The 16520-nt window shown below is 34.4% G+C and carries 14 protein-coding genes; 10 read left to right on the top strand and 4 right to left on the bottom strand.

What is annotated here, in order from left to right:
• Nucleotides 1-103: 103 nt before the first annotated feature.
• From IR010_RS16885 to IR010_RS16870, 4 genes are all read right to left on the bottom strand, one after another.
• The gene (locus IR010_RS16885; RefSeq protein WP_029272461.1) at nt 104-673 is read right to left on the bottom strand and encodes a Crp/Fnr family transcriptional regulator; all 570 of its coding nucleotides are present in this window, start codon (nt 671-673) and stop codon (nt 104-106) included.
• A 170-nt stretch (nt 674-843) separates the two neighbouring features.
• Nucleotides 844-2409 carry a SusD/RagB family nutrient-binding outer membrane lipoprotein gene (locus IR010_RS16880; RefSeq protein ID WP_194569468.1) on the bottom strand — a complete coding sequence of 522 codons (1566 nt, stop codon included), beginning with the start codon at nt 2407-2409 and terminating at the stop codon, nt 844-846.
• A gap of 31 nt (nt 2410-2440) precedes the next feature.
• Nucleotides 2441-5767: a SusC/RagA family TonB-linked outer membrane protein gene (locus tag IR010_RS16875; RefSeq protein WP_194569470.1), complete on the bottom strand. Its 3327-nt coding sequence runs from the start codon at nt 5765-5767 to the stop codon at nt 2441-2443.
• A 271-nt stretch (nt 5768-6038) separates the two neighbouring features.
• On the bottom strand, nt 6039-7052 hold the full coding sequence (locus IR010_RS16870) for a LacI family DNA-binding transcriptional regulator (protein ID WP_228515184.1): 1014 nt from the start codon (nt 7050-7052) through the stop codon (nt 6039-6041).
• Between the two features lie 423 nt (nt 7053-7475).
• On the opposite strand from IR010_RS16870, the gene IR010_RS16865 reads away from it, so the two are divergent.
• The 10 genes from IR010_RS16865 (at nt 7476) to IR010_RS16820 (ending at nt 16468) form a co-directional block, all read left to right on the top strand.
• Nucleotides 7476-7730 (top strand): hypothetical protein, encoded by a 255-nt coding sequence (locus IR010_RS16865; protein WP_194569473.1) that lies wholly within the window; start codon nt 7476-7478, stop codon nt 7728-7730.
• Nucleotides 7731-8430: 700 nt separating this feature from the next.
• Nucleotides 8431-9249, top strand: a complete 819-nt coding sequence (locus IR010_RS16860; RefSeq protein WP_029272467.1) for an alpha/beta fold hydrolase — start codon at nt 8431-8433, stop codon at nt 9247-9249.
• Between the two features lie 64 nt (nt 9250-9313).
• Entirely contained in the window at nt 9314-9637 is a 324-nt protein-coding gene (locus tag IR010_RS16855) for a phosphoribosylpyrophosphate synthetase (protein ID WP_194605543.1), read from the top strand.
• Nucleotides 9638-9774: 137 nt separating this feature from the next.
• On the top strand, nt 9775-10407 hold the full coding sequence (locus IR010_RS16850; RefSeq protein WP_194605541.1) for a hydrolase: 633 nt from the start codon (nt 9775-9777) through the stop codon (nt 10405-10407).
• A gap of 73 nt (nt 10408-10480) precedes the next feature.
• A complete protein-coding gene (locus IR010_RS16845; protein WP_228515183.1) occupies nt 10481-11869 on the top strand; it encodes an alginate export family protein in 1389 nt (462 codons plus the stop codon).
• A gap of 198 nt (nt 11870-12067) precedes the next feature.
• On the top strand, nt 12068-12799 hold the full coding sequence (locus IR010_RS16840; RefSeq protein WP_194569477.1) for a M17 family peptidase N-terminal domain-containing protein: 732 nt from the start codon (nt 12068-12070) through the stop codon (nt 12797-12799).
• Nucleotides 12800-12801: 2 nt separating this feature from the next.
• Nucleotides 12802-14688, top strand: a complete 1887-nt coding sequence (locus IR010_RS16835) for an amidohydrolase (RefSeq protein ID WP_194569479.1) — start codon at nt 12802-12804, stop codon at nt 14686-14688.
• Between the two features lie 10 nt (nt 14689-14698).
• Nucleotides 14699-15133: a DoxX family protein gene (locus IR010_RS16830; protein WP_194569481.1), complete on the top strand. Its 435-nt coding sequence runs from the start codon at nt 14699-14701 to the stop codon at nt 15131-15133.
• Nucleotides 15134-15326: 193 nt separating this feature from the next.
• The gene (locus tag IR010_RS16825; protein WP_194605539.1) at nt 15327-15800 is read left to right on the top strand and encodes a Dps family protein; all 474 of its coding nucleotides are present in this window, start codon (nt 15327-15329) and stop codon (nt 15798-15800) included.
• Nucleotides 15801-15805: 5 nt separating this feature from the next.
• Complete coding sequence (locus tag IR010_RS16820) at nt 15806-16468, top strand: YoaK family protein (RefSeq protein ID WP_194605537.1); 663 nt, start codon at nt 15806-15808, stop codon at nt 16466-16468.
• Nucleotides 16469-16520: the final 52 nt, after the last annotated feature.

Genomic DNA, 16520 nt, shown 5'->3' with positions numbered 1-16520 from the left:
AATTATTTATAGGGCAAATTTATACCAGCTCTAGTCCTCAATACGAGGAGAAAAGTCACAAAAAAAGTGTGATAAAAATCACACTTTGAAAAAAACAGTTATGTTATTTATTGCTGGAGTAAAGCCTGCTAAGGGTTTCGCGGCTGACTCCAAGATATTCTGCAATATATTTTTTTGGAATTTTCTGCATTAGATTGGGATAAAGCGCTGCAAATTCTTTATATCGCTGTTGTGGATTATTAGAAAGTAACGAAATAACGCGCTGCTGAAGCGCAATATATCCTTTAGTTAATTTTACCCTGAAAAAGTGTTCCATTTTATGAAGTGCAGTTGACAATTGTTCCCTTCCATCAAGCGTGAGGCATAAAACCTCTCCCGCTTCCATACATAAAACATTCATATTTGCCTGTTTTTGATTGAAATAGGAAATATAATCAGACATCCACCAATTTTCTGTTGCAAATTGTACGATGTGTTCTTTTCCATCTTCATCAAGGTAAAAAACTCTAAAAATACCGCTCATAATAATGTATTCATATTTCGCATCATCACCTTGCTGAATTAGGTATTGATTTTTCAAAACCTTTCTTATTGTAAAAAAGGGCTTGATCGATTCAAACTCTTCATCACTGATGGAGATAATTTCTTCAATATGTTTTCTAAGTTTTTCCATAATTGTATTTTGCAAAATCAAAGATAAAAGATTTATTGGTGTTTAGTTAAATCTAAAGATTCAAACTGGTTTTACTGTAAAACTGCTATTCCTATATTGTCAAAAACCCTTGATTTGAGAAATTCTCAATCAAGGGTTTTACTTGTACTAACAAAAATATTAAAAACTAACTATTTTACGTCCCAGAAAATTTTAGTACTTAAATTATCATTTGCTTTAACCGCATTATAATTATCAGTATTATAAACACTTTCAGAATTTGGATATGTCCAGCGCGTTGGCGGTGTTTTTCTAACCGTACTTGTTTCATCTTCCTGGAATACCAAAGCAGGAAGTTTCAATCTTCTTTGTTCTGCCCAAGATTCATCAGCCTGCATTATGTTGTAATGAATATACTTTTGGAAAGCAATCAATTCTAATTGAGCAGCGGCAGTTACAGCTCCTGCAAAGTTAATTTTAAGAATGTAAGCCTCAATTTCTGCAGTTGTAGGTTCTGTAGTTGGTTTCCAAGTAAGTACATCAGCTTTATCACCTAATCTAACATAATATTCAATTGATTGTCTGATCGCTTTCTCGAAATACGTTTTAGCTGTTGTGCCATTTCCGTTTCTTGAATAATACTCTGCAAGAATCAAATTTACTTCAGCAGCATTTATTAATGTTCCTGGAAGCCATTTGTTTCTGCTGATTACAGATCTGTTGTAGATTGCAATTTTACCATCAACTATTAATTGATCTTGAACACCTGAAGTCAGCGTTGGGTCAAGTCCTGTAAAAACTGTTGCTGTTTGTCCTTTTTCGAACAACCAAGCTTCACGAGGGTCGCCATTGGCATTCATGTGGTCAATCATTGGTTTTGGAGCAACATTATTGTTAGCACCTTCTAAAGCATCTATAAAACCTGCACTATCCAAATCAATATCTTGAGTATAAACTTTAAATGCAATATTTTCTGAGTTTTCGTCTACAATTTTAGCTTCAGCAATGATTTCAGCAATTTCAGTATTTGCTCTAGAAGCCAACGAAGGAACCGCAGAAACTCTGTTTAAAATTCTCAAACGCAAAGAATTGCAATAGTTTTTCCAGCTTACTAGATCTCCTTTATTGATCAAATCTTGATTTTTAAATTCCAAATCTACCTTTGGAGACAAAGCAATCGAATTCAATTCAGTAGAGAACGCTTTCAATTCATCCAACATTTTGATATAAAGCTCTGTTTGGTTATCATACTTAGCAGCTGCATTAGCATAATTACCTCCTGTTGAACTAATTTTACCCGCTTGAGAGAAAGGAATATCTCCAAAGTTATCCACCATTTTTTCAGTATGATCATACAGATAAATAGTTGAAGTAATAGTATAGATTCTATTTTCTGTCTGTTCTGCTGCAGACAAAGAAGCCATCACTTTTTCAAGTTCTCTATATTGAGTAATGAAATTGTAATATCTTTTCCATCTGTCATTTACCGCAGGTCCTGGAATATAGCGTCCCGTTATGTTGGTAAATCCATGAGCCTGTGTATAAGTTAAAGAAGTTGATCTTATAACAGTATAATAATTCCAATAAGATGGAATTACATCCTCAAAGTTAATTTTCATAAAACCTGCAAACTGTTTCGGTACAGTTGTCGTTGTTACTGTAGACGGATCTTTGTATGCATCTTCGAAATCACCTTGCGAGCAAGAGCCGAAGAAACCAGCTGCTGCCACTAATGATATATATAATAATTTTTTCATGTTGTTGTTTTTTTAATTATAACTTATAAAATTAGAAAGATGCTCTTAGCATTGCACCAAAACTTCTAGTTGCTGGAGTTAAACCTGCATTGTTAACGTTTTGAGACCATCTTGATCCTGAAGTTGTTGCCTCTGCATCCATATCTTTAATAGTTCTGTAGATATAAAATAGATTACGTCCAAAAACAGAAAAACTTAATTTAGATGCTCCAATTTTACTCGCCCAGACAGCTGGCATATTATATGCTAATGATATTTCTCTTACTTTAACGTAGTTATTTTTTTGAATATACAAATCATAACGTGAACTGCTGTACTGAGGTCCACCCCAGTTGTAAGTCATATTATAGTAACCTGCCTGAGAGATAACATTTGTATTTGTTGCACCACTTGAAGTTACACCATCCATTATCATACCATCACGGTATAATGTTTGACCTCCTGGTCCTGAAGTAGAACTATTAGGAACTTGAACTCCTTGACCGTTAGCATCTTTGTAGTACGTTAAACCACCACGCTCATTAGTACTAAAGTTCAAAGTTTCTTCTGTCAAACCTCTAGATTTCATCCAGTTAACTCCAGTTGGCATTAAATAACCTCCGTAAGAATAATCAATGTTTACATCTAATGTCAAACTTTTATAAGTAAATGAGTTGATCAAACCTCCCACACCTTTTGGTGTAGCTGTTCCGTATTTTTCCCATTTGTCTCCATCAATCATATAAAATCCATCAGAATCTACCATTTTATTACCTTCAGCATCTGTCTTAACAGGGTGTGCATAAATACCTCCCATCGGATCTCCAACTACTGATTTCAATTGAGCTGCAGAACCATCATAATCAGCATGCAATAATTCAGTTGCACCGTTAGCTAATTTTACAATTTTGTTTATGTTTTTTGCCCAGTTTAAAGTTACATCCCAAGAAAAATCTTCTGTTCTAAAAGGAGAAGCTGTAAAAGCAACTTCAAACCCTTGATTACTTAATTCACCTACGTTCGCTAAAATAGAAGTTGCTCCGGTAGTTGGCGCTAAAGTCAAATCAAGGATTTGATCTTTAACTGTTGCATTATAATAAGAGAAATCTAAACCAAGTCTTCTGTCGAAGAATTTAGTTTCAAAACCAAATTCATACTCCGTTTTCATTTCAGGTTTGATTCCCTCATTTCCATATTTTGTTGGAGAAGTAGTAATCAATACTGGAGTTGTAGTTCCTTGAGTTCCTAACGAAGTTTGTGAGAATGCAATGTTGGCTGCATAACGATCTGGATAATTACCTACAATACCCCAAGAACCACGCATTTTTGCATAACTGATAAATTCTGGCAATTGAACTGCATCTGACAATACAAAACTTGAATTTACAGATGGGTACGTAAATGCATTATTATTTGGGTTCATTGTAGAAGTTCTGTCTCTTCTGATAGTTCCTTCAACAAATAAATAGTTTCTAAAGCTTGCGTTTAAAGTTCCAAAAACGGCATCTTTTACTATTTCATATTTTGAAGAAGTACTCGTTGGAGTATTTACAGATGAATTCATATCGTACCATCCTTCAACACTTAAACCGCCATTTGTTGAGCGAGATAACATTTTACCTGTTTCATCTGATCCTGAATAACCAAGAAGAGCATTTAAACTAAAATCTTCTGTGATTTTTTTATTGTAAGTCAACAATAAATCACCGTAAAGAATATTATAATCTTGAGAATCTATTAAATAAGAACCAGGTCCAAATCCGTAAATTAAAGGTTTTTCAACCGGATTTCTAGATTCTGTATTTACTGAAGTTAAATCGGTAGACACACGCCCACGTAATGTTAAATCTTTAGTAAGAGTAAGCGTTTCAGTAAGACTTGCAATCAAACGATTTGTGATCTCGTCTTGTTGATTTGCGTTAATATTCCAGAAATAGTCACCAATATCTGCTTTGAAACCATTACGTATAATGTTTTCGTTTGGAGTTAAACTTTGATTGGTACCTGTAACATATTTGTATCCTAAACTTGTTTGGTATTTAGCTTTATACCAATCTCCATTATCAAATGGACTAAGCATTCCTGTAAAATTATTGATTAAACGATCCATAGCATAAGTACGGTTATGAATATTTTGATTCATATAACTTACTATAACATCAGTTTTAGAATTTTTACCTGTTTTAAATGATGTATTTAAATTGAAGGTATTTTTTTTGTTATTATTACCCATACTCAATCCTTCAGATTCCGTATGTGTATATGAAAAACGAACACTTGCATTTTCTGTATTGTTAGAAAGTGCTATGTTAGTTGTTCCGTCCCAAGCATTTTGGAATAAATTTTTATATCCATCTTTTTGAGCTGAATACGGACGCACTACTCCATCCCAAGACATAATAGGCTGACCGTCAAACCACATTCCGAAGTTAGAACTTCCGTTAGAAACTCCTCTCGTATCAGCAATTCCATCTCCGTTTGTGTCATAATGAGCAAAACCGTCTGGAGCTAAAAATGCAGAAGTAGAATACGCTGGATTAGAATAACCTGGACCTCTTTCGTATTGAAATCTTGGTAAAAATGCAATTGAATTGTTAGAGTAACTTGTACTGAAATCAACGCCTAAACCTTTTTTGCCTTTTCCAGATTTAGAAGTAATCAATACAACACCATTTACAGCTTCAGAACCATATAATGCAGCAGCAGAAGCTCCTTTAAGAATAGAGATATTCTCAATATCTTCAGGGTTAATATCAGCTAATCCATTACTTTTAACACGTGGTGCATTCCAGTAATCATTATTATTCACCTCACCATCACGAATAGGCACACCATCTAAAACTATCAGAGGCTGATTTTTACCAGTGATAGAGTTTAATCCACGAATCTGTATGTTGATCGCTCCCGCTCCACCTGGAGTTGAAGAAACACGTACTCCTGGCGCTTTACCATATAAAGAATTTGCAATTGTTGGCGAAGCCGTTTTTGTTATCGCATCAGATTTGATGATACTTGTAGCATAACCAATTGATTTGTTCTTTTTAGATTGTCCTAAAGCCGTAACGGTAACACCATCAAGCTCGTTAGTATCAGTTGACAACTTAACTTTTAATCCATCAACAGCTTTTATTTCTATTGTTTTAAATCCTATCGAACTAATGATGATTGTAGCGCCTTCATTTACTGAAATTTTAAAATCCCCATTTTCATCACTATTCGTTTGTGCTTTTGTTCCTTTTTCCTTTATAATGGCAAATGGCACAGGCATATTTGCATTATCTGTAATTGTTCCGGAAATTATCTTGTCTTGTGCATTAACTCCCTGGTAACAAAATACCGTTAGAAAAACTAACAATGATTGATATAGCAGTTTTTTCATAATTAATATTAATTTGGTTTGATTTGTTTTGATTTTGTTTGTGTTTAATTAAAAGTTTCTGATTTAAAGAAAAATATTGAATACTAAAACCTTTAATTTTTTTATTACCAGCTTCTCTCTCAGAATCTCGGTAATAATTAAGTTTCTTGGTCAACATCTCTATTTATTTATATCATAAGCGGTATTTATTTATTTAGTATTTATCTAATTACTCTGAGTTTTTTTTGTACTAAATCGTTTTAGTAAATAATTCTAAAAAAAGGCCTATTTTTTAAACCGATTCTCTTATCGTTAGGCTTCCCTTTTTCTTTTCCTTGATAATCTCATAATTACTTCCGTCAGTCATTTGCTTCATCAATAGTCTTACAGTCTTTTTTCCAATTTGTTCGATTGGCTGAGACAAAACAGTTATAGAAGGAGAATGCAGCCTAAAACTGTCATGATCATCAAAACTAATTACAGCTTTGTCAGCAGGAATACTATGCCCTAATCTCCTTAATGATTGTAAACCAGCAAGCAACAAATAGTTAGCACCAAACAAAATAGCATCAATTTTAGGGTTGAGGATCAAAAAATCTGAAATTTTTTCTATTCTTTCTTCTTCCGTAATATCATATTCTAATTCTAGAATTCTAGAATCATCGTACAAGCCCACATCTCTCAATGCCTTACTATATCCTTGTTTTCTAAAATTCATCTGAATCAATTGAGATGAATTAGTAACAAATGCAATTTTTTTGAATCCTTTCTTCAAAAAATAACGAGCAGCAGTTTCGCCTCCTTCAAAATTATCAAGTACTACATGACTAACTTCCTGACCCTCAAAATATCTATCAACTAAGACAACTGGACATTGAAGTTCCAATAATCGATCGATAGTTGCTTTCATACCTTCAGTAGGCGTAATAATAAAACCATCAACATTTGCCTGTAGTAAACTATTCACTAATTCAATCGCACGTTCATTATTTCCTCCTGTACTACAATAAAACACTCTGTAATTTAAATCGATTGCTTCTCTTTCAATCACTTTTGCCAAATCAGAAAAAAACTGATTTGAAATATCTTCCACAATAAGACCAATAGATCTTGTTTTACCAGTTCTTAAACTGCTGGCCATCATATTGGGTTTGAACTTCATTTCTTCACTAACCTTAAAAACTTTCTTGATCACTTCTTTGCTTATACCTTTCTCCTTTCCTTTATCATTCAAAACAAACGAAACTGTAGTAATAGATACATTTGCAGCTTTCGCTATGTCTTTGATCGTGATCTTTTTTATCATAGAAATGTTAAGTTTATATTAAAACTTAGTTAATTTGTTAAAACAAATATATATTTAATAAAACGATTTACAAAAACGTTTTAGTACTTTTTTTTAGATGTAAATATGTTTTTTAACATTAAAAATAAAAAATATCAACAAATACAGGCAATTGAGTAAAAATAAACGAATATAATTTATCTAAAACAAAATCGTTTTTCTAAAATATAGTACTCAATTGTTAAATTTAAAATGTTAATAGAATAATAGTAAAGATGAATTTTCTAAACCAAAAGTATTTATGTATAAAATAACATAAAAATTGAGCTAATAACAGCTAACACATGAAGACTATATAATTGTGTAAGAGATAAATGTAAAATAATTTTAATAACCTATTTTATATTTATACTGAATAAGAAAATACCCCTAAAAATAACGATTATGAATTGTGAAGGAAAAGAAAATCACAATCGGCATGATAAGGATTTTCACAGTAAAAATGCAAAGTTGGGAAAACATAATTTAAAACCTTCTTCTTTATATGATTCTATAACAATTATAAATGATTATAATAGTTGTCCAAGTTTTAAGAAAAGCAATGCTCTTAAATGGGATGATGAAGATTTATTAAATAATACCAATACTAAAGAACGCAATGACATGGATTTTAATCAGAAAGACAAATCTGATCTGTAATCATACATTTGCAATCTTAGATTTATAATATTGCTTTAAGTAAGCTATCATTCTGAAAGCTGCGCTTTTCTACATGCAAAACATCACGCAGTTGTACCATCAACTATAATCTATTTATGTATGACATTTTTGTGATCATAACTTGATTATCATAACTGAAAAACATAATCTTGATTTATCCAGCTCGCTTATAATTTTTCCTTTTTATCCTATTTTATAAAGATGTTAGCTCATATGTTATAAAGTTTTGTGCCTGATGCCATCACTAAATTATTTCTTTTGTCATAAACAAAATAATCAAAAATAGATTCTTCTTTTCGCGTCTGGTTTTTTTCTAAACTACATTATATGGATTTTTCCATTTGCCTTTTCATGCAATAAAATCGCCTTACTGCATACAAAACAGACAAGAGACTAATAAAATTACGAAATATCGTAAATTAAAACATCTTTAAAAATAGTATATTTATCTTAAAATCAAACAGTTAACACTTAAGGCATATTGTTTGGCTATTGTTTGGCATCAACATTAATAAAAATTGTAACCATGAAACCACCAATGAAAACCAAGCAGATTAATAAAATTAAGTCTTTTCTTAATCTAGGTTAATCGACAGACTTTCGAACTTAATCTAAGTTTGTAAAAGAAAATAACAACAACTATTCATTTCTAAATTTAATAATCTAAAACCATAAAAAAATGAGCACATTTAAAACACAAGACGGAACAGAAATTTTTTACAAAGATTTTGGAACAGGACAGCCAATAGTTTTTCACCACGGATGGCCATTATCAAGTGATGATTGGGATGCACAAATGATGTTTTTCCTAAAACAAGGATACAGAGTTATTGCACACGACAGACGCGGTCATGGTCGCTCTAGCCAAACTTCAGAAGGAAACAATATGGAAACATATGCATCTGACATTGCTGAATTGACAGCTGCGCTTGATTTAAAAAATGCTATTCACGTAGGGCATTCAACTGGTGGCGGTGAAGTAATTCGCTATGCTGCAAAATACGGTAAAGAACGTGTTGCAAAAGCAGTTATTATTAGCGCTGTAACGCCAATTATGATTAAAAACGAATCAAATCCAGAAGGTGTGCCTTTAGCAATTTTTGACGAAATCAGACAAGGTACAGGATTTAACAGAGCACAATATTTTTATGATTTCCCTATTCCGTTTTACGGATGGAACCGCGAAGGTCAAACGGTTAAAGAAGGAATTAAGCACAACTGGTGGCGTCAGGGAATGATGGGTTCAGTATTAGCTCATTATGAAGGAATAAAAGCGTTTTCTGAATCAGATTTTACTGAAGATCTTAAAAGTTTAGATATTCCTGTTTTGGTTTTGCATGGAGAAGATGATCAAATCGTTCCTTTTGGTCAGGCACCAAGAGCTGCAAAACTTTTGAAAAACGGAAAATTGATTTCTTATCCAGGTTTTCCTCATGGTATGCCAACTACAGAAGCAGACACAATTAATAAAGACATTTTAGACTTTATTAAAGCATAAGCATATAGTCCTAAAAAGTAATCACAACTGCCCGTGTTTTGCGGGCAGTTAATCTCTTCCAATTATGAATTCATTTCAACAACCCGCTTTTGATACAGTTACCGAGGCTTTACAATGGTTAAACGATCAAGGTTTTACGGAAAACTTTAATCTTGATGAAAATTGTATCCGTTATAATAATAACACACAAACAATGTCTCCGGAAGAATTTAAAATTGAATATCTATTTCGTTTTGAAGGAGATACAGATCCAGGAGATGAAGATATAGTTTACGGAATTGTATCTGAGATTTATAGCATAAAAGGTGTTTTGACAAGTGCGTTTGGAATTTATGCCGATTCTATTTCGACAGAAATGATAAAAAAACTTTCAACACATTCCCGATAATTTTCATAATACGATAATAAATTCACGAAATATCGTAAGTAAAACGTATCGCTTTAAACCATAAACACCAACAAAACAAGCATTTATAAATTTGGCATTTTGTTGGTATAATTAATAATATTAAAAATAACGATTTTATGAAACCATCAGTAAACTTATTATCACCAGACAATCACGCATTAGTATTAATTGACTTTGAAGGGCAAATGGCATTTGCAACTAACAGTATTGCATTAAGCGAATTGCGTAATAACGTTGCCATTATTTCTGGAGCATCAAAAATCTTTAATGTACCAACTATAGTTACTACAGTTGCAGAAGAGAGTTTTTCCGGACCTGTTTTCCCAGAAGTTGAGGAGTTTTACCCAATCGCAACTTCAGGATATATTGACCGTACTACAATGAATACCTGGGAAGATGAAAATGCTTATAAAGCTATTACAGGAACAAACAAGAAAAAAATAGTTCTTGCCGGATTATGGACAGGCGTTTGTATCGTTGGACCAGCACTTTCAGCAATTGAAGAAGGTTACGAAGTGTATGTAATTACAGATGCCTGTGGAGACGTAAGCGACGAAGCTCATGAACGTGCGATTCAAAGAATGATTCAGGTTGGTGTGCAGCCTATAACTTCTATCCAATATTTATTAGAATTGCAAAGAGACTGGGCGCGTCAGGAAACCTATATTCCGGTGACGAACTTAATGAAAAAACACGGTGGTTCTTACGGTTTAGGTATTCATTACGCACACAACATGGTGAAACACTAATTCATTTCAACCTGATCCCGAAGCTTCGGAACTGAAACCTTAAATAAATACAAACCTTTTACGCTTCATTATTTTGAAATCATCAAAATTCATATCGCTAAACTTTAAGACCATTGTCCTTTCTTTTCTTTTGATTGGAAGCTTTGCATCGGCACAGAATTTTAAACTTTTGCGTTATGATGAAAACTACGAATTTCTAAAAGACTCGACTAGAAACTTTTATGAGAATTTAAAGTTCATTCCGTTAAACAAAGAGAAAGATTTTTATATCTCTCTTGGAGGAGAAGCCCGATATGAATATGTCGATTTCAATAATGAAGATTGGGGAAGGTTAAATATTGGTCACAACAACTTTTTATTACAGCGTTATGATCTTGGAGCCGATATTCATTTAGGAAAAACCTTTAGAGTATTTGCTCAATTGAGAAGTGCCTTGCAGGACGGACGAATTAACGGGCCGCGTGGCATTGACGAAGATCAGCTGAATGTTCAGAATCTTTTTTTAGATGTGAATTTATATCAGAAAGAAGATAAAAAACTGACCATTCGCGCCGGAAGACAAGAATTGGATTATGGTTCCGGAAGATTAATTTCGGTAAGAGAAGGTCCAAATGCGAGACTTTATTTTACGGGTGGAAAAGTAATGTACACTTCTTCCCGATTCTCCATTGACGGATTTGCTATGATGGCTGACACGATTTATACGGGAGCTTTTGATAACAAAATGTCGAAACAGCTGAATCTCTGGGGAGCTTATTCTAAAATAATATTCCCAAAAGCAGGAAATCTGGATTTATATTATCTCGGAATCAGAAGAGACGAATCACTTTTTGAAGAAGGAATTGCACCAGAAAGACGACACACCATTGGAACAAGATTTTGGAAATACGGCGGCGGATTTATCTACAATCTGGAAGCAGCCTATCAATTTGGAACTTTTGGTTCGGGAAACATAAATGCCTGGACAGGATCAATTGACATTGGCTACTCTTTTGAAAACGTGAAATTTAAGCCAACGATCAACCTTCGAAATGATTATATTTCAGGAGATAAAAACAAAGGCGATGGAAGTCTGCAGACGTTCAATCCGTTGTATCCAAAAGGAGGATACTTTGGTTTCAGCCCGCAGGTTGGTCCGGTAAACCTTATCGACATTCATCCTTACGCCACAATGGATTTACTGCCACAGCTAAAGATGCAGGTCGATGTGGTTTTTAACTGGAGATATTCACTGCAGGACGGTGTTTACAGACCAAGCGGTTCGCTGAATCTTCCAGGAAGTTCATCAGAAGAGCAATATATCGGGACTGCTTATCTTGCCAATTTTACTTACAGCGTAAACAAATATATTTCAGTCGTAAGCGGTATCCAATATTTTAAAACTGGTGCTTTTATCGACGATATCATTCCAAATTCGAAAGACGGCGTTTTTTTTAATGCCAGACTTGGATTTAAATTTTAACAACACAATTAAATTTAAACACATAGAAACATAGATTCTATACTTTAAAAAAGGCATTTCACTTACATCAGTAAATCCCGAAGCTTCGGGACTATGTGTGACAAACTTGTTTCTTTTTATATTCTTTTTTATTCATAACAGCATATAAAACCTATGTCCCTATGTGTTTAAATATTTTTTACAATTAAAACAAAAGCCATGAAAAACATATCCATTCTTTCAAAATACAGATTTAGAAATTCTACTCTAACTCTCTTTATCACAATATTATTTGCAAATACTGCTTTTGCACAAATGGCTGCTCTTGGCTCGACTACTACTTGGGGTAAAGTAGACGAAGTTGCCGTAAACGGATTGGTTCAGGGACCATCTGCAGCAGAAGCAGAATTACAAGTTGCCTGCGTTTTTGAATATACCGAAGGTGACATCTTCAACCCTCCTGCCCTTCCTGCAAACCTAAACGGAATGGTGCATTTAGACGACGCTTTAAAAGGGATTATTACCGAATTACGCAAAAGCGGAAAATTTGCAGGACATTCACTTGAAACTTTATTGATTACACCTCCAAAAGGTACTTTGGCTTCTAAACAATTATTGCTTATCGGTCTTGGGGACCGCAATAAATTTACGCCAGATTTAATGATCAGCGTGGGAAGCACTGCAATGCGTGAAGCTTTACGTTTGGGAGTTTCTAATTATTCTTTTGCAAGTGATATTAAAGATGCCGGAATTGATTCGCCAACAGCTTTAGTAGCAACAAATGTAGTTTTAGGCTCTTTTGAAGCTTACAGAACGCAGACCTATTTAAAAGAGAAAAAATTAGCCGATTACAAGCCTTTAACTAAAATTATTCTGCTTGCCGGACCTGCTTTTTATAGTGTTGCAGGCGAAGGAATTAAAGAAGCGATTGCTAAACTTAACGCCAAATAATTATGAAAGCAGATCTAATTTTATTCAACGGTAAAATTCATAGTTTCAATGCGGAAACGCCAAATATTACAGCTGTAGCGATCAAAGACGGAAAATTTATTGGAGTTGGAAATGACAGCAGTGTAATGGAATTTGCATCTGCAGAAACCAAAATAATTGACCTTCACAATAAAAGAGTTGTTCCGGGAATCAACGATTCTCACATTCACCTTATTCGAGGCGGTTTAAATTATAATTTGGAATTACGATGGGATGGAGTTCCTTCTTTAGCTGATGCACTTAGAATGTTAAAAGAGCAAGTTGATCGTACACCAAATCCGCAATGGGTTCGTGTGGTTGGCGGCTGGTCTGAATTTCAGTTTGCAGAACGCAGAATGCCGACTTTAGAAGAAATCAACGCCATTGCTCCCGATACTCCAGTTTTCATTCTGCATTTGTATGACAGAGCGATTATGAATAGAGCGGCATTAAAAGCCGTTGGTTATACTAAAAATACACCAGCGCCTCCCGGAGGGCAAATTGAAAGAGATTCTAAAGGCGAACCAACCGGACTTATCATTGCGACTCCAAATGCAATGATTTTGTATTCGACTTTAGCAAAAGGCCCAACGCTTTCTTATGAGCATCAGATCAATTCGACACGTCATTTCATGAAAGAGTTGAACCGTTTCGGAATCACAAGTGTTATCGATGCAGGAGGCGGATTTCAAAATTTTCCAGACGATTATAAAGTCGTTAATGAATTGAATGAGAAAAAACAATTAACAGTTAGAATCGCTTATAATCTTTTTACCCAAAAACCAAAACACGAATTTGAAGATTTTGAAGATTGGATTGATACGGTAAAATTATATCAGGGCGATGATATGTACCGACATAACGGTGCGGGTGAAATGTTAGTTTTTTCTGCGGCAGATTTTGAAGATTTTCTGCAGCCAAGACCTGATCTTCCTGAAAACATGGAAGCAGAACTGGAAAAAGTTGTCCGTCTTTTGGTAGAAAATCGCTGGCCTTTTCGACTTCACGCGACTTATAACGAAAGCATTACAAGATTTTTAAATGTTTTTGAAAAAATCAATCAGGAAATTCCGTTTAACGGACTGCCGTGGATATTTGACCATGCCGAAACGATTGACGAACGCAATATTGAGCGTGTCAAAAATTTAGGTGGAGGAATTGCGGTACAAAGCAGAATGGCCTATCAAGGTGAATATTTCACAGATCGATACGGTGCAAAAGCAGCCGAAAGTACACCTCCAATTAAAAAGATGCTCGAAATGGAAGTTCCCGTTGGCGGAGGTTCTGATGCAACCAGAGTGAGCAGTTACAATCCGTGGGTTTCCATGTATTGGATGACAGTTGGAAAAACCGTTGGAGGTCTGCAATTGTACAATGAAAGCAGATTAAGCAGAGAAACGGCTCTGGAATTATACACCAGAGGAAGTGCCTGGTTTTCGCAGGAACAGGCTAAAAAAGGAGATATCAGAAAAGGAATGTTTGCCGATTTAGTTGTGCTCGACAGTGACTATTTTACTGTTGCTGATGAAGACATTAAAAAAATCGAAGCCGATTTGACGATTGTCGACGGAAAAATTGTCTATGCCAATGGTGATTTTTCATCCTTTTCGCCGCCGCATATTCCGATTTTGCCGGATTGGTCGCCAACGAATATTTACAACGGTTATCCAAGTAAAAGTAATTTCCAGAGTGCGATTGAAAAAAATGCAAAAGCAGATGCAAAACCAAGCCTGACTTCGCAGATACACAGTTGCAGCGGCAGTTGTGATGTTCACGCTCACAGCCACGATATTGCCAGAATGAGCAACGTTCCTGTAAATAATTATAATGCATTTTGGGGCGCTCTTGGGTGTTCTTGCTTTGCTTTTTAAATTTAAAAAAATGATAGAAATTATAAAACAAATCCTTTATTCAGATTTAGGAACATCTTTCAATAATACTGCACTTTTAGTTTTTAGAGTATTACTTGCGGTAGAGCTTTTTAGAGTTCACGGAATGAAGAAATTTAGAGTTGAAAACGGACAAAGAGAACATGTTCCGAATCCGCTTCATCTGCCTGAAAAATTAAACGGATTAGTGGCCACTTTTTCTGATACTGTAGTTCCGTTTCTTATTATTCTGGGTATCGGAACCCGACTTGTTGTACTGCCTACAATTGGCGTTACAGCCGTAGGATATTTTGTGGTGCACAGGAAAGATTCACTCGAAGTACGCGATGTTCCTTACATGTATACTTTATCACTATTACTAATTCTTGCGCTTGGAGCAGGAACATATTCACTTGATTATTATTTATTAAGCATTATGAACAATTAATTTTAAACACATAGAGACATAGATTTTTTAGACGTATAAAAAGGTATTTTACTTTGTTTAAACAAACATATATCTATGTGTGAGAAACTAGTTTCTTTTTGTATACTTTTTCAAAAGGAAAGAAAATCTATGTTTCTATGTGTTTGATTTATTTATAATTATCACTAACAATATTTATTAAACCTAATTTAAAATGAAAGCAAACATCGGAATTAAACAAGAAAGCATCTCAAAAGTAGTTGAGGTTTTAACTAAAGTTTTGGCTGACGAATTTGTACTTTATACCAAAACAAAAAAAGCACACTGGAATGTAGAAGGTCCGGATTTTTACAACAAACACCTTTTCTTCGAACAGCAATATGAAGCGCTTGACGAAATTGTCGACACCATTGCAGAAAGAATTAGAACGTTAGGACATTATGCGCCGGGAACTTTAAAAGAATTTTTAGCGCTGACACATCTTACAGAAGAATCAAGAGAAAAAAACGACAGCACAGGGTACATCAAAGAATTGCTTTTGGATCATGAAAGCATCTTGATACACTTACGTGAAAATATTAACAATTTTGCTGCAGAACTTCACGATGCCGGAACCAGCGATTATATCACAGGACTTTTAGAAAATCACGAAAAAATGGCGTGGATGCTTCGCGCTCACTTGAACTAAAAATTATGGAAATACAAAAAAATATTTGGTACGTTACCCTGCTTCTCACCATGATAGCAGGTTATTGTGATACCGTAACTTTTGTCGCAGCAGATTCGATATTTTCAGCACACGTTACAGGTAACTTTATTGTTTTCGCTTATCAAATCGTCAAAGGTTCTGATCTTCATGCGTGGGTGAAATTATTGACTTTTCCTGTTTTTATTTTAGCCGTTATTGTGGGTGGAAGAATTGCTTTAAAAAGCATAAATCATTATACAATCTTGTTTTGGGAAGGCGTAATATTATTTTTAAGCGGTATTGCCTCGTACGTTTTCGGTTATTTCGAAATCTTTTCAGAATGGGCAATGTATGCTGTTGCGATGACAACCGTTTTTGCAATGGGACTTCAGAATGCTTTTGGAAAATTGTATGCCAAAGAAACACACGGGCCTACAACCATGATGACAGGTAATGTAACACAAGCTTCTCTTGATTTGGGAAATTTATTAAAAAACGGGTTAAAAGATGCTGAGGTACTATTAAGCTTTAAGAAACAATTAGTTACTATAATTGGGTTTCTTGTGGGATGTTTTTTAGGAGCCGTTGCCGGAAAATTTTTCGGATTAGGCACTTTGATTCTGCCTGGAATTGCCATGATAATATGTTACCTCTACCATCGTGAATAGTAAACAAAGGTGGCTGTAAAGTTGCGGATTTCTGATAATATATTATCTTTAA

It is taken from the genome of Flavobacterium sp. MR2016-29, from assembly GCF_015350695.1.
GTDB lineage: Bacteria > Bacteroidota > Bacteroidia > Flavobacteriales > Flavobacteriaceae > Flavobacterium.
Note: the sequence above shows the minus strand (reverse complement) of the source record. Positions and strands in the feature narration are given on the sequence as shown.